A 14,658-nucleotide genomic window follows, 5' to 3' on the forward strand; every position below is an offset into this window, starting at 1 on the left:
ATTAAGAGAAAGGGTGTCATTCGTGTTATCTGCGAAAACCCTAAGCACAAGCAGAGACAGGGATAATTCGATTCGTCCGGGCGCCGCGCAAAGCGGCAAATGTCTGTTCGATTAATATATCGTAGAGCCTACGTATATTACTTTTTGATACCAATATTATTATTGCGTGTTGGAAAGATCGGATCCTGTCCGATTGGGCATAGAAATTCCACAAAGGTGGAGTTATGAACATATTGTTCAGATGCCTCAATCAAAAGTAACCGTATGACGCCAAAAATTAAAGCATATAGGCAACAAGCCACGCCATATGTTCGCGTACATACATATAATTTATTATGGAGGAATTATTAAAATGGCTCGTATTGCAGGTGTTGATTTACCTAGAGACAAGCGCGTAGAAATCGGCTTGACTTACATTTATGGAATTGGCAGAACTAGTGCCAACAAGATTATTGCAGCTGCTGGTGTTAATCCAGATACTCGTTGCCGTGATCTTACAGATGACGAAGTAAAGAAACTTAGTGAAGTAATCTCTAACGATTACATGGTTGAAGGTGATCTTCGTCGTGAAGTAGCAATGAATATCAAGAGACTGACTGAGATCGGATGCTATCGCGGAACTCGTCACAGAAAGGGTCTTCCTTGCCGTGGTCAGAGAACAAAGACTAATGCAAGAACACGTAAGGGACCTAAGAGAACTATTGCTAACAAGAAGAAGTAATAGTAGTCAGTCACTCGTTGACACAAATGATTATGGATCGTGCATTCTATCATTTGTATAAAAACTAAAAGGAAGAAAGTAGGTTAGTTTACTATGGCAAATCAGAAAGCTAGCGCTTCAAAGAAGCGTGTTAAGAAAAACGTTGAACACGGTCAGGCACACATCCAGGCATCTTTCAACAACACAATCGTTACACTGACAGATGCAGCTGGAAACGCTCTTAGCTGGGCAAGTGCAGGCGGACTCGGATTTAAGGGTTCAAGAAAATCTACTCCTTATGCTGCACAGGTAGCTGCTGAAACAGCTACAAAAGCTGCTCTTATTCATGGACTTAAGACAGTTGATGTGTTCGTAAAGGGACCGGGTTCAGGAAGAGAAGCTGCAATCAGAGCACTCGCAGCTAATGGACTTACAGTTACAAGTATCACAGATGTAACTCCAGTTCCACACAACGGATGCCGTCCACCTAAGAGACGTAGAGTATAAGGATTTTTGGATTATTCCAGATCCTGGCCTCTTTGCTTTGCAAAATGGCTGACTCTGTTTATAACAAAATCATCGTTGGCTTCTATATGAAGCCAACGTGAAAATGGTCTTTAACCGGCACTGCTGGTTAATTCCAATTCGATCCTTCTTATGAAGGATTATATAGTTAATAATAGCAATTTAGTTAGTTGGAAGAAGGTCATATCCTTATTGGAGTTAATTGATTGTAAACAACAGCAGGACAATATCCTGAAGAAAGGAGCCACATAAAATGGCAGTAAACAGAACACCGATACTTAAAAGATGCAGATCTCTTGACCTTGATCCTACATTCCTTGGATATGACAAGAAGTCAAAGAGAAATCCTCAGAGGTCTGGCCGTAAGATTTCAGAATATGGCCTTCAGCTTCGTGAGAAACAGAAAGCAAAATTCATTTATGGAGTACTTGAGAAGCCTTTCAGAAATTACTATGAGAAGGCTGATCAGATGAGAGGACAGTCCGGTGAGAACCTTATGGTTCTTCTTGAGAGAAGACTCGACAACGTAATCTTCCGTCTTGGATTCGCAAGAACAAGAAGAGAAGCTCGTCAGGTAGTTCTTCACAAGTTCGTCCTTGTTAATGGTAAGGTTGTTAACGTACCTTCTTACCAGCTCAAAGCAGGTGATACAGTAGAAATCAGAGAGTCTGCTAAGAACATGCAGAGATTCAAAGATATCGCTGAAATCGCTGGTGCTAGACTCGTTCCTGCATGGATCGATGCTGACAAGGAAAATTGGAAGGGTACTATTTCACAGCTTCCAGCAAGAGACATGATTGATGTTCCTGTTGACGAAATGCTTATCGTCGAGCTGTATTCCAAGTAATTTGTAGATAATTATTGATTTTATAAAGAATGCAACTGTAGACTAAGCATAAAAGGAGGAAATATCAGTGTTTGATTTTGAGAGACCAAATATTGAAGTAGCAGAAATCTCAGATGACAAGAAGTATGGTAAATTCGTTGTAGAACCTCTTGAAAGAGGTTATGGTATTACACTTGGTAATTCCCTCAGAAGGATTATGCTTTCTTCTTTACCTGGTGCTGCAGTAAGTCAGGTCAAGATCGAAGGCGTTCTTCATGAATTCAGTTCTATCCCTGGAGTTAAAGAGGATGTTACTGAAATCATAATGAACATCAAGAATCTTGCTATCAAGAATAAATCTGAAACAAATGAGCCTAAGATCGCTTACATCGAGTATACTGGTGATGGCGTTGTTAAGGCATCAGATATTCAGGTTGATCAGGATATCGAGATTATGAATCCCGATCAGACTATTGCTACACTTTGCGGCGCTGATGCTAAGCTTTATATGGAGCTTACAATCACACGTGGCAGAGGATATGTCAGCTCAGATAAGAACAAGTCTGGAGACCTTCCGATCGGAGTCCTTGCAATTGATTCTATTTACACACCTGTTGAGCGTGTAAATGTTACAGTTGAGAATACTCGTGTCGGTCAGGTAACTGACTTTGATAAACTGACACTGGATGTTCATACAAATGGTACACTTGAACCTGATGAGGCTGTAAGTCTCGCAGCTAAGGTACTTTCAGAGCATCTGTCCCTTTTCATCGACCTTTCTGAAGTAGCACAGACAGCTGATGTTATCACAGATAAGGAAGATAACGTAAAGGGTAAAGTTCTTGAGATGTCAATTGAAGAGCTTGAACTTTCAGTTCGTTCATTCAACTGCCTCAAGAGAGCCGGAATCAATACAGTTCAGGAACTTTGCAATAAGACTCCTGACGATATGATGAAGGTACGTAACCTCGGACGTAAGTCACTTGAAGAAGTTCTTGCTAAGCTCGAAGAGCTCGGCCTGCAGCTTAGAAAAGGTGAAATGACTGAGGAACTTAACTAAAGAGTTAATTCGCTGAAGGTAAAGCCAAAGTGTACGGATGCGAATCTCATGGTAAACATCACATTTTGCGGGTAAGCCCTATGAGCGCTGCAAAATGCACCAACGCAGAGGGAACTCTGTAATGAGAAAGGAAATATAATATCATGGCAATGTACAGAAAGCTTAGTAAAGCAAGCAAGCCTAGAAAGGCTCTTCTTAGAAACCAGGTAACAGAACTTCTTTACAACGGTAAGATCATCACAACTGAGGCTCGTGCTAAAGAGGTACGTCAGATTGCTGAGCACCTTATCGCACTTGGAATCAGAGAGAAGGACAACGTTGAGACTGTTACTGTTGAAGTAAAGCACTGCAAGAAGGACGCTGACGGAAAGCGTATCGTTCTCGAGAGAAAGTATAATGAAAAGCTTAAGAAGACTCTTAAGGTTTATGACTATGACATCGAGAAGAAGGAAGTTACAAAGGACAAGCCTTCACGTCTTCACGCTAGACGTCAGATGTACAAAGAGATTTACAAGGTTACAGAAGTTCCTACAGAAGGCAAGCTTCGTAAGCAGAACACAAAGGTTGTTGACCTTACAGACAAGATCTTCGATGAGTACGCTGTTAAGTATGCTGGCCGTAAGGGTGGCTACACACGTATAATCAAAGTTGGTCAGCGTAAAGGTGACGCAGCTATGATGGTTGTTCTTGAGCTCGTTTAATACAGTTTAGGATAACAATTAAAATCCGCATGCACTTAAATGTGTATGCGGATTTTTTCTATGCCTTTTTAGATATTTTTGTCACTATCGCCTATTTAGATATTTCTTGTTTCTATTACAATTTTAGATATTTCTTGTTTCTATTACAATTTTAGATATTCCTTGTTTCTATTACATTTTAGATATTTCTTATCTATATTACATTTTCGGATATTACTTTTGTTTTTGTTGTTGTCATAGTTAATTACTTTTCAATATCTTCCATGGTACTTGAGTAAGCTGCTTCCGGGTGCGTTTGAGCGTATTCTGAAAGTGTTTCTCCGGAATTTAGAAAGCGTGCACCAATAGCGCATAATACAATACATATTAACAGCAATAATATCTTTTTAATGATTCCCATATTATTAATATCCACTTTGCTCCTCCATCATTCCTTTTATTTTTATACCTTTATCAATATTTTACTCTAATTGACGCTTCATTGCTAATTTTGTATAATCGTGTGGATACTAGGATAACGGTGAGAATTCAGGTAATAATATTACTACTATGACTAAAGAAAACTTAAGCGATATAAAAAATAATATACGTCATATGATACATGCTAAGGATGTATCGTTTCAGTATATAAAGCACGATGAAGACGGGAATCCAGTTGGAACAGTTACTGCTGTTGATGGTGTCGATATGACTATTAATAAAGGCGAGTTTATAGCTATTCTTGGACATAATGGTTCCGGAAAGTCTACGCTTGCCAAGCATTTTAATGCCCTTTTGTACCCGTCTAAAGGATCTGTTTTAGTTGATGGCATGGATACAAACGATGACGATAATATCTGGGATATACGTCAGAAGGCCGGTATGGTCTTTCAGAACCCCGATAATCAGATCATTGGTCAGATAGTCGAAGAGGATGTGGGATTTGGCCCAGAGAACATGGGAGTGCCCACTGATGAGATATGGGAACGTGTCAATGAAAGCCTTAAGACTGTAGGAATGTATGAATACAGAAAGGCTTCTCCTAATCATTTATCAGGTGGTCAGAAGCAGCGAGTATCTATAGCCGGAGTTATTGCTATGCATCCTGAATGTATCATTATGGATGAACCCACGGCCATGCTTGATCCTTCAGGACGTAAAGAAGTCATCAGAGCTGCAAGAGCACTTAATGACGTTGAGCAGATAACTGTTATACTTATAACCCATTATATGGAAGAAGTCGTTTATGCAGACAAGATTTTTGTTATGGATAAAGGACAGGTCGTAATGTCAGGAACACCGAGAGAGATTTTTGCCCAGGTAGATAAACTCAAAGAGTTGCGACTTGACGTACCTCAGGTTACCTTACTTGCTGATAATCTGAGAAAAAAAGGACTTGATCTTCCTGAATGTATTTTGACAAGAGAAGAACTTGTCGAAGCGCTTACTAAACTAAAGCAAAATAGCTTAGACTGATTTTAAATCGAGGAATAACATGGCACTTAAGATTGATCATGTAAATTATATATACGACGCAGATACAGAAATGGCACATACTGCGCTTGAAGATATTAATATTGAAATACCAAACGGGCAGTTTATTGGCCTTATAGGGCATACCGGATCTGGTAAATCCACTCTTGTCACTCATTTAAACGGGCTTGTAAAGCCAACATCAGGGCGTGTCCTGTATGACGATCAGGATATAAATGACAAGAATTATGACAGGAAGAAGCTTAGATCTAAAGTAGGTCTTGTTTTTCAGTATCCTGAGCATCAGCTGTTTGAAACTGACGTTTTTGCCGATGTATGTTTTGGCCCCAAAAACCTGGGACTTTCAAAGGACGAGGTTGAAAAAAGAGCCTATGAAGCACTTCGAATGGTAGGCCTTAGTGATGATTTTTATAAGCAGTCCCCCTTTGATCTTTCAGGCGGTCAGAAGAGACGTGTTGCTATAGCAGGAGTCCTTGCCATGGAACCTGAAATACTTGTCCTTGATGAGCCTACAGCAGGACTTGATCCCAAAGGTAAGAACGAAATACTCGATCTGTTAAAAAAACTTCATGAACAAAGAGGAATTACAGTAGTTCTTGTTTCGCATAGCATGGAAGATGTTGCCAACTATGTTGACAGGATTATTGTTATGGATCATGGTAAGGTGCAGTTTGACGGTCAACCAAGAGAAGTATTTGCTCATTACAAAGAACTTGAAAAAATGGGACTTGCTGCGCCTCAGGTTACATACATAATGAAAGATCTTAAAGAGAAAGGCTTTAATGTTGATGATACAGTTACAACATTGGAAGAAGCAACTGATGATATCATGAAAGAATTTTCTTAAAACCTAAAATGATTTGGGCACATAAGACTAGAAATATGCAAAACGAATATATATCAGTGATATACAAATAAGATATACAAACCAGATATACAAATCAGATATACAAATCAGAGATATAAATCAGAGATATACAAAAAACTAATTACTTATAATAGAACAAGGATAAACCTAAATGCTACGAGACATTACTATAGGACAGTATTATCAAACTAAATCAGTTATCCATGATCTTGATCCGAGAGTCAAGATAGTGGCTACACTTGCTTTCATAATATTTCTGTTCATGGTAGATCATTTGGCAGGATATGCTATTGCGATGGCGTACCTTGCAACAATAATATATCTTTCACATGTACCGATGTCCTTTATTTTCAGAGGAATGAAGGCCATATTCATGCTACTTATGATCACAGTAATATTTAATATATTCCTTACACCGGGAGAAACTCTTGTTTCATTCTGGATATTAAATATCACAAAAGAAGGACTTGTAATGGCTTTTAGAATGGCTATAAGGCTGATATTCCTTATAACAGGATCCTCCATAATGACCCTTACAACAACTCCGAATCAGCTTACTGACGGCCTTGAAAACCTTCTTAATCCGTTAAAAAAGGTAAAGGTACCTGTTCATGAGATTTCAATGATGATGGCAATCGCACTAAGATTCATACCCATCCTCATGGAAGAGACCGACAAGATCATGAAAGCGCAGATGGCAAGAGGAGCTGACTTTGAAACAGGCGGAATAATACAAAAGGCCAAAAGCCTTGTGCCAATACTTGTACCTCTTTTTATATCAGCATTCAGACGTGCCAATGATCTTGCAATGGCAATGGAAGCAAGATGTTATCATGGCGGTGACGGAAGGACCAAAATGAAGCCGCTTATATATAAAAAGCGTGATTTTATTGCCTATGCAGCTCTTGTTATATTTATGACAGCTATGGTTGCATGCGGGAAAATAGATTTTTTGACCTGACGCAGGACAAAGAAGTATAGAACTAAAAATATAAATTATTAAAAGAAAGCTTTTAGAAATGGAGTCAATATGCCAAGAGTAATGCTGATAACAGCATATGACGGCACAAATTATAACGGATCTGCTTATCAGCCTGAAGCTGTAACTGTTGAAGGCATTCTTATGAGAGCTTTAAAGGCTCTTACAGGAGAAGAGGTTGAACTTATAGGTGCAAGCCGTACAGATGCCGGAGTTCATGCTCTTAGTAATCTCTTTGTTTTTGATACAAATTCAACAGTTCCTCCTGATAAATTTTCTTACGCTATAAACAGCCTTCTTCCTGAAGATATAAGAATCATGAGATCAATGGAAGTCGACGAATCTTTTCACCCAAGGCACTGTAATACTATTAAAACTTATCAGTACAGGATATGGAACGGCGATGTGATGCTCCCTGTAAAAAGACTTTATGACTGGCATTGCAGCTTTGATCTTGATATTCAAAAGATGCAGGAAGCGGGGCATTATCTTGAAGGAACTCACGATTTTACATCTTTTTGTAATACACAGACCCAGACCCCTGACCATGTGAGGACTGTTGTAAGTGTTAATGTTTACAGACAAGATGAAGAAGTAATAATAGAAGTTACTGGAAAAGGCTTTTTGTATAACATGGTAAGGATCATAGCCGGAACACTTGCTATGATCGGCAGAGGCAAGGGTGAACCCAAAGACATAATAAATATGCTTGATGCTAAGGACAGATCCGCAGCGGGGCCTACAGCGCCTGCAAACGGTCTTTGCCTTATGAAGTATGAATTTCCTGATAAGGAAGTTGAGCTATAGATTGTGATAAAAGACATATAAGTTACGCCCTGTAATTTGGTGCGAAATAAAAGACATATAAGTTACGCCCTGTAATTTGGTGCGAAATGAAAGACATATAAGTTACACCCTGTAATTTGGTGCGAAATGAAAGATATATAAGTTACACCCTGTAATTTTGTGTTAAATAAAATATAAATTTTTATTTTATGAATACGAAGGATAAGCTGAAATTTACAATAAAACGCTTGACAAATGCACTAAAATAAGACTAAAATATATTGCTGTGTGACGAATTATTGATCACACAATAAAAATGTTAATATCATTCGGAAGACCCGGTAAGCTTCCGATGATACAGTGAAAACACTGCCTTCATGGTACGGTTTTCATAGGTGCGTCGGCACCGCGGAGCGTCTGTCTCACAAACAGAGGAGCCTATCCACGGGCTTTAGAGCTTCGTATATATCATGGCAGAAATCAGGTGAAGGGTTTCTGTGACGTGAAAAGGCTGGCGGCAGTTCTTTTCATAGTATATAGTACAGAGTAACTATGGAGGTAATACGATGAAAACATTCATGCCAAGCGCAACTAACGTAGAGAAGAAATGGTACGTAGTTGATGCAACAGATAAGACACTTGGTCGTCTTGCTACAGAAGTAGCTAACGTCCTTAGAGGAAAGAACAAAGCTATCTATACACCTAACATTGATACAGGCGATTTCGTAATCGTAGTAAACGCTGAGAAGATCAAAGTTACAGGTAAGAAGCTTGATCAGAAGATTTACTGGCACCACACAGATTACGTTGGTGGTCAGAAGAGCGCTACACTTCGTGAGATGCTTAACACTCACCCTGAAAGAGTTATCGAGCACGCTGTTAAGGGCATGCTCCCTAAGGGTTCTCTTGGAAGAGAAATGTACACAAAGCTTCATGTATATGCAGGACCAGAGCACAATCACGCTGCTCAGAAGCCTGAAGTACTGGATTTTTAATTACAGGTAATTGAAAGGAGAATTCAAAATGGCTAAAGCAGCAACATATTATGGTACCGGCAGAAGAAAGAGTTCTGTTGCACGTGTATACCTTCACCCTGGAAAGGGAAATATCACTATCAATAAGAGAAACATTGACGATTATTTCGGTCTTGAAACACTTAAGACAATCGTTCGTCAGCCACTCGTAGCTACAGAGACTTCTGAGAAGTTCGATGTAGTTGTAACAGTAAGAGGCGGCGGCACAACAGGTCAGGCTGGTGCAATCCGTCATGGCATTTCTCGTGCACTTCTTCAGGCTGACTCTGATGAGTACAGACCTACACTTAAGAAGGCTGGATTCCTTACAAGAGATCCTCGTATGAAGGAAAGAAAGAAACCAGGTCTCAAGAAAGCACGTCGTGCACCTCAGTTCTCAAAGAGATAATTGGAACAAAATCATCCCTCCACTATGTGGAGGGATTTTTTGTTCCAAGAACCTCTGTTTCACAGAGGTTCCTTCAAGCATAGCTTGAAGGCTTCGCCTAAAAACAGTCCACAGGACTGTTTTTTTTACGGCTCAGCAGTTCTCAAAGAGATGATTGTTTCACAACGTATTACGTCTTTGGACAATCATATACGACTTATTACACCTGATGGATAGGGTGTGACGTTAGAAAGAAAAATCAGAGTATTATTTAGGGAACTTTTGCACTGCTATATTGCAAAAAAGTTCCCTAAAATGTATGATGTTTTTAGGGAACATAATATGAAGATTACATATAAAAAGTTCCCTAAAGGAGATTAAAGATGGCAAACAATCTGGAAACAATACAGCTTCTATTGCAGGATAAAGCTGATTTTCAAGCAAGGCTTAATCTCATACCTTATGACGGTTCCCCAGAGGTTAAAGATAATAATAGCGGAAGATACTTATATATTCGGAAGCGTGTTAACGGTAAGTTAACGTCCACATATGTTGATGTCTATTCAGATGAGTTGTATCAGTTACTTTTAAGGAATACTCGTGAAGCAAGGGAACTCCGTAAGAATATTAGAAGAATAGATAAGGAACTTGCTTCATTAGGATATTCTTCCTCAGAACTATCAGTTGAGGTAGAAAAAAACTTAGACTTTGCCAGAGCAAATATGAAGTCGAACATTTATGATCAGGCCGTTCTGGAAGGTGTTGCTACTACTTTTCCTCAGACTGAAGAAATCCTTGAAAAAGGAATAGTTAATGGAATGACCGCAGATGATGTGCAGAAGATTCTTAATCTTAAGCATTCATGGGAGTTTATACTTGATAAGGATGTTGTTCAGGCGGATACCGACTATTATTTGTTGTGTCATATTGCAAAACTGGTAAACGAAGGTTTCTTTTCCTATGGTGGAAAAATTAGAAGCGTGCCTGTAACTATCGGCGGAACAAAATATGTTCCCCCTATACCAATTGAGTCTGTAGTCATTGAAAGAATCGATGAAATCCTTAGCTCTAAGAAAAAACACATAGACAAAGCTATCGAGCTATGTATGTATTGCATGAAGACACAAGTTTTTGTTGATGGGAATAAAAGAGCTTCAGTAATTTTTGCAAATCATTATCTTATTGCTCATGGGCAGGGGTTATTAGTCATTCCGGAAAAAGAAGTTTCAGAATTCAAGAAACTACTCGTCAAATACTATGAAGGTGAAAAAATAGAGATTATTGCAGATTTCTTAAAAGAAAAATGCTGGAGAAAGATGTAAATTATAGGCAAAGAATTAGAATTCTGTAGGACTAGCCCCGGCGGGATAAGGCGAGAATAAGATATATTGGAAGTTGATTTACAGTTTTACCTGCTAAAGGAGAATGAATCATTTTGGACTAAACTATTGCTAATAATGTAGCACCGACATTCATGGCCGCATTCCTGTTCCTTGGAGCAGGACTTGGAGTCGGGATTATGTATGTTTTTCACGCCAAAAAAGAATCCCAGGATGAAAGAATTGGTAGAGAAGATATATCATATACTCTGGCAATGGTTGTTTCTCCGGTAAAATCTAAATGACCACAGTATCTGAATGTATTAAAACATGATATAGAATTAATAGAGAGGAAATGTGATGTATTTCGCTTCTATATACATCATACAAGGTATTGTAATGAAAAATATAATGTACCAGGTTTCTACACTTCAGGCCCTAGCTCTCGGCTATACCAAGGGGGTTATTACGGTTGATGAGCTGAAGAAAGAGGGCGATACTGGTTTAGGAACATTTGAAAATGTTGACGGTGAGATGATAGTTTTGGATGGGCATTGCTATCGCGCCATGGAAGATGGAAATGTAGTTGAAGCAGCTCCGGATACAGGGATTCCTTTTGCAGCTGTCGGAAAACTTCTGAGAGGAAATACTTTTGAATTGTCAGAGTTTTCAAATATTGAAGCGTTGCGTGAGGAACTCACTAAAAGGATTGAGGAACATTTCGGCCTTAACAGCATGCATGTAGTAAGAATAGATGGTGAATTCAGTAAGATAGATGCACGTTCTGAGGCACCATATCGTTCTCAACATATCAGCTTAAAAAATTTGCTTGAGAAGACTCAGAAGGCATTTGTTTTTGAAAACATCTGTGGTTCACTTGTTGGAGTATATTTCCCAGATTACATGGATGGAATTAATATGCCAGGCTGGCATTTACATTTTCTGTCTGATGATAAGACAAAGGGCGGACATGTATTCGATATGAGCATGAAGAAAGGAAATGTATATCTGGATAAGATTGCGAGTATAAAGATTGATCTTCCTAATGAGCCTGCATTTGATACATATTCACTTAAAGCTGCGTCAGATGATGAGATCAAGAAAGTAGAAAAGGGTTAAGGGGAGTACTTTATTTTTATCCAAAGGATAATACCTTTGGAAGTACTTAGCGATGCTAAGTCTGCAACATATTTTGTGGTAGCTTTATAAAAAATATGGAGGTAAATATTATGAAGAAAAAGATGTTATCCATAGTTATGTCATTATTTTTGATAATAAATATGTTAATAGTCCCTGTATATGCAGAGGGTGAAACGGAGACAGACCCTGCACCGGTTAAGAGTTCTTACGAATTCAATGGCGTCAAATACGTCTACAACGGTGATAAAAATTTTAATAAAAATCAGTTTGATTATTATATGTCAATGCTTACAAACTCCCCGGAAGATATTGGACTTTCTAAGCCATATACTATTTATGATATGTGGACCATACTTGGTATGGAAATGCTTATTCAAAATGGTAACGATTCTCTTCGCAATAATATCTTCAAGGGAGAAAAGGACATCATTGATGATGAAGCGAGATTTATTATAGAGAATAACTATGCTTCAGCAGATAAAGCATCGGTTAGCTCATTAATTCGTAAAAACTTTAATGATGGACTTTGGGAGGGAATACCGGATATAGATTATAATTTCTATAGGGAACATTGCAGTTCTGCTTCGGATTCACAGACCTTTGCCAAGGGAGTGGCAAGATCGGCTGTTTCACATATTGTAAACAACGATGGTGAAACTTGGAACCTTGATGAGTCAATGCCTGTTACTATTAATAGTGACCATGCCCCTGAACTGAAGGGACCTGTGTATTATTCTGTTGTGGGTATTTCCGGAAATGATCTTAATTTTTATACGAAAAACAGTGGAAATTTTTTTCATGGTGCAGTAATTGCTTTTAGTGATTTCTCCATTACACCTGTTATCCCGGATGAAAATGCTGAACAACCCTATGCTTATGTAACAACAGCTATCGGAACTCCGTCAGAGGATGAAGAGAAGGTTGTGTCAGATGTAAAGAATTATTCTGGTGAGACAATAAATGCTTCACAAACTGTATCTGAGAGTGAAAGCAGTACGATAACAAGTAGTATCAGCGGCAGCACAAGTACAAGTACTACAGATAGTTACAGTATTTCTGACACTGTTAAGGTTGGTGCCAAATTCACGTTTGAGCAGGCATTTGAAGTTGGTTCAGAAGTATCCACCACAACTACAAGCAGTCACTCGGTTACAGACACAGTTACTAAGGGATGGTCAAGCTCTGAAGGAACTACAGCACAGAGTAGTGAATCAAGAACCATCAGTATATCTCTGCCTCCTTATACAACTGCACTTATGAGTCAGCAGCACTATAAATCCGAGGCGTTGGCGAGCTACAATTGCCCGGCAGCTCTAAACTTTAAGGTAACTGTTTATTATTCTTACGGAAAACTTACAAACAATTTTACAGAAGCTGAGATTTCATTTGAGAAGCTGACAGAATTTGGTGCTACAAGCGATGCCAGAACTGATCTGGCAAAACGTTATCAGCAGACTACAGGTTCATCTGGGATGGTGGATGTGGATTATATCAATTGGAATGATTTAAGTAAATACAAATCAATTATAAATGTACTTTCAACAATAGTTCCATTCGATTCCACACCTGCTACATTTACACAAGAAGTTAGTCTGGTAAAAACAGAAGTAGAGGATATTCTTCCGATATATCCGATTGATGCGATTAAGTTTGTTAATCCAGATAGCGTGCTGCATAATAAGCCATATCTGTCTGAAATAAATATGGAGGTTGGTGATACTGATAATTCAAGTAACTATAATCTTCGGGCACTTAATCAGTATGGTGCAGACTTCTATACATTTTATAAACAAAACGGAAGATTTGTGATTCTTGATGAAAACGGAGAAGACATTACAGAAACAGGAAATGATGTTATAAAAACAGACGTTGATAAGGTCACAGGTGCCATAAGATTTAAAGCAGTAGGAGAAGGAACTGCTTATCTCAGATATAAGATAAATAACGGTTTATATAGAACTGCCAGCATGGCGGCAAGCAACACTCCGGAGGATTATATTGACGATAGCGAGATAGCACATCCCGCTATACTCAGGATAAATGTTACAGATACCGGACATAGGCATAGCTGGCTTAAACCTACCTACGTATGGTCTGATGATAATACTGTCTGTACAGCATATTGTAAATGTAAGTATGACGATAGCCATATCAAACAGGAAGCATCTGATGTCAAGATAGACGTTGTAAAGGCACCTACAGCTACAGAGGATGGACTTACGGTTTATACAGCGGAATTCGAAACAGAGGGCTTTGAGAAGCAGACAAAAAATGTGATAGTACCTGCCACCGGAGTAATAAAGAAAGCGAATCCTTTAAGAATCAAAGGTAAAACTGTATCTGTAAAGTATAGTAAGCTTAAGAAAAAGGCTCAGACCTTAGCTGTTGGTAAGCTGATTAAATTCACTAAGAAGGCTAAAGATCAGAAAACCTATAAGATAGCATCTGTGAAAAAAGGAAAGAAGAGCTTCAAGAAATACTTTAAGATCAATTCCAAAACCGGAAAGATGACCATCAAGAAAAACAAGAAGCTGAAAAAAGGTACATATAAGGTGGTGATCAAAGTAAAGGCTAAAGGTAACAGCAGCTATAATGCATCAGCTGTAAAGAAAGTAACTGTTAAGATAAAGATTAAGTAAAAGTTCTCCAAAACCTTTGGAAGGGGTTCTATTCCCTTACCCCCTGAGATATTAGAAACCTTGTGAACATTAAGTTTGCAAGGTTTTTTAATTGCAATATACACCATAATTTGGCAAAATAGACATGGATAATTGGATAGGAGTGAGGTGTTTCTTATATGAGAGGTAAAAATCAAAAATTAAAACTTTTATATCTTGCTAAGATTATGCAGGAGCAGACGGATGATACGCATGCACTCAC

The 14,658-nt window shown here is 38.6% G+C and carries 16 protein-coding genes; 15 read left to right on the top strand and 1 reads right to left on the bottom strand.

The window, feature by feature from the left end:
• The 6 genes from rpmJ to K6G87_RS15995 all read left to right on the top strand — a co-directional run.
• The coding region (gene rpmJ / locus K6G87_RS15970; protein WP_296839516.1) for a 50S ribosomal protein L36 at positions 1-66 on the top strand (66 nt) is incomplete at its 5' end.
• Between the two features lie 286 nt (positions 67-352).
• Entirely contained in the window at positions 353-721 is a 369-nt protein-coding gene (gene rpsM / locus K6G87_RS15975) for a 30S ribosomal protein S13 (RefSeq protein ID WP_296839485.1), read from the top strand.
• Between the two features lie 93 nt (positions 722-814).
• Positions 815-1,207, top strand: a complete 393-nt coding sequence (gene rpsK / locus K6G87_RS15980; protein WP_022754355.1) for a 30S ribosomal protein S11 — start codon at positions 815-817, stop codon at positions 1,205-1,207.
• 271 nt (positions 1,208-1,478) lie between these two features.
• Entirely contained in the window at positions 1,479-2,072 is a 594-nt protein-coding gene (gene rpsD, locus K6G87_RS15985) for a 30S ribosomal protein S4 (RefSeq protein WP_296839489.1), read from the top strand.
• A 67-nt stretch (positions 2,073-2,139) separates the two neighbouring features.
• A complete protein-coding gene (locus K6G87_RS15990; RefSeq protein ID WP_022756760.1) occupies positions 2,140-3,111 on the top strand; it encodes a DNA-directed RNA polymerase subunit alpha in 972 nt (323 codons plus the stop codon).
• A gap of 143 nt (positions 3,112-3,254) precedes the next feature.
• Positions 3,255-3,812: a bL17 family ribosomal protein gene (locus tag K6G87_RS15995; RefSeq protein ID WP_296839493.1), complete on the top strand. Its 558-nt coding sequence runs from the start codon at positions 3,255-3,257 to the stop codon at positions 3,810-3,812.
• Between the two features lie 244 nt (positions 3,813-4,056).
• Here K6G87_RS15995 and K6G87_RS16000 read toward each other — a convergent pair whose 3' ends face one another.
• On the bottom strand, positions 4,057-4,227 hold the full coding sequence (locus K6G87_RS16000; RefSeq protein ID WP_296839496.1) for a hypothetical protein: 171 nt from the start codon (positions 4,225-4,227) through the stop codon (positions 4,057-4,059).
• Positions 4,228-4,361: 134 nt separating this feature from the next.
• Between K6G87_RS16000 and K6G87_RS16005 the strand changes: the two genes are divergently transcribed.
• From K6G87_RS16005 to K6G87_RS16045, 9 genes are all read left to right on the top strand, one after another.
• A complete protein-coding gene (locus K6G87_RS16005; protein ID WP_330669903.1) occupies positions 4,362-5,267 on the top strand; it encodes an energy-coupling factor transporter ATPase in 906 nt (301 codons plus the stop codon).
• A 19-nt stretch (positions 5,268-5,286) separates the two neighbouring features.
• A complete protein-coding gene (locus tag K6G87_RS16010; protein WP_296839497.1) occupies positions 5,287-6,132 on the top strand; it encodes an energy-coupling factor transporter ATPase in 846 nt (281 codons plus the stop codon).
• Positions 6,133-6,304: 172 nt separating this feature from the next.
• Complete coding sequence (locus tag K6G87_RS16015; RefSeq protein WP_296839500.1) at positions 6,305-7,114, top strand: energy-coupling factor transporter transmembrane component T family protein; 810 nt, start codon at positions 6,305-6,307, stop codon at positions 7,112-7,114.
• A 69-nt stretch (positions 7,115-7,183) separates the two neighbouring features.
• Positions 7,184-7,939, top strand: coding sequence for a tRNA pseudouridine(38-40) synthase TruA (gene truA, locus K6G87_RS16020; RefSeq protein WP_296839502.1), 756 nt, complete (start codon positions 7,184-7,186; stop codon positions 7,937-7,939).
• Between the two features lie 545 nt (positions 7,940-8,484).
• Positions 8,485-8,913, top strand: a complete 429-nt coding sequence (rplM, locus tag K6G87_RS16025; protein WP_022754346.1) for a 50S ribosomal protein L13 — start codon at positions 8,485-8,487, stop codon at positions 8,911-8,913.
• Between the two features lie 28 nt (positions 8,914-8,941).
• Entirely contained in the window at positions 8,942-9,340 is a 399-nt protein-coding gene (gene rpsI, locus K6G87_RS16030) for a 30S ribosomal protein S9 (protein ID WP_296839505.1), read from the top strand.
• Positions 9,341-9,702: 362 nt separating this feature from the next.
• Positions 9,703-10,641: a Fic family protein gene (locus K6G87_RS16035; RefSeq protein WP_296839507.1), complete on the top strand. Its 939-nt coding sequence runs from the start codon at positions 9,703-9,705 to the stop codon at positions 10,639-10,641.
• Between the two features lie 396 nt (positions 10,642-11,037).
• Entirely contained in the window at positions 11,038-11,757 is a 720-nt protein-coding gene (gene budA / locus K6G87_RS16040) for an acetolactate decarboxylase (protein ID WP_296839510.1), read from the top strand.
• 110 nt (positions 11,758-11,867) lie between these two features.
• Entirely contained in the window at positions 11,868-14,417 is a 2,550-nt protein-coding gene (locus K6G87_RS16045; RefSeq protein ID WP_296839513.1) for a hypothetical protein, read from the top strand.
• Positions 14,418-14,658: the final 241 nt, after the last annotated feature.

The sequence above is a fragment of the Butyrivibrio sp. genome (assembly GCF_024699075.1).

What these genes read in the sequence shown, in the direction of transcription:
- rpsM (WP_296839485.1), top strand. Translation starts at nt 353, where the DNA reads ATGGCTCGTATTGCAGGTGTTGATTTACCTAGAGACAAGCGCGTAGAA.
- rpsK (WP_022754355.1), top strand. Translation starts at nt 815, where the DNA reads ATGGCAAATCAGAAAGCTAGCGCTTCAAAGAAGCGTGTTAAGAAAAAC.
- rpsD (WP_296839489.1), top strand. Translation starts at nt 1,479, where the DNA reads ATGGCAGTAAACAGAACACCGATACTTAAAAGATGCAGATCTCTTGAC.
- K6G87_RS15995 (WP_296839493.1), top strand. Translation starts at nt 3,255, where the DNA reads ATGGCAATGTACAGAAAGCTTAGTAAAGCAAGCAAGCCTAGAAAGGCT.
- K6G87_RS16005 (WP_330669903.1), top strand. Translation starts at nt 4,362, where the DNA reads ATGACTAAAGAAAACTTAAGCGATATAAAAAATAATATACGTCATATG.
- K6G87_RS16010 (WP_296839497.1), top strand. Translation starts at nt 5,287, where the DNA reads ATGGCACTTAAGATTGATCATGTAAATTATATATACGACGCAGATACA.
- K6G87_RS16015 (WP_296839500.1), top strand. Translation starts at nt 6,305, where the DNA reads ATGCTACGAGACATTACTATAGGACAGTATTATCAAACTAAATCAGTT.
- truA (WP_296839502.1), top strand. Translation starts at nt 7,184, where the DNA reads ATGCCAAGAGTAATGCTGATAACAGCATATGACGGCACAAATTATAAC.
- rplM (WP_022754346.1), top strand. Translation starts at nt 8,485, where the DNA reads ATGAAAACATTCATGCCAAGCGCAACTAACGTAGAGAAGAAATGGTAC.
- rpsI (WP_296839505.1), top strand. Translation starts at nt 8,942, where the DNA reads ATGGCTAAAGCAGCAACATATTATGGTACCGGCAGAAGAAAGAGTTCT.
- K6G87_RS16035 (WP_296839507.1), top strand. Translation starts at nt 9,703, where the DNA reads ATGGCAAACAATCTGGAAACAATACAGCTTCTATTGCAGGATAAAGCT.
- budA (WP_296839510.1), top strand. Translation starts at nt 11,038, where the DNA reads ATGAAAAATATAATGTACCAGGTTTCTACACTTCAGGCCCTAGCTCTC.
- K6G87_RS16045 (WP_296839513.1), top strand. Translation starts at nt 11,868, where the DNA reads ATGAAGAAAAAGATGTTATCCATAGTTATGTCATTATTTTTGATAATA.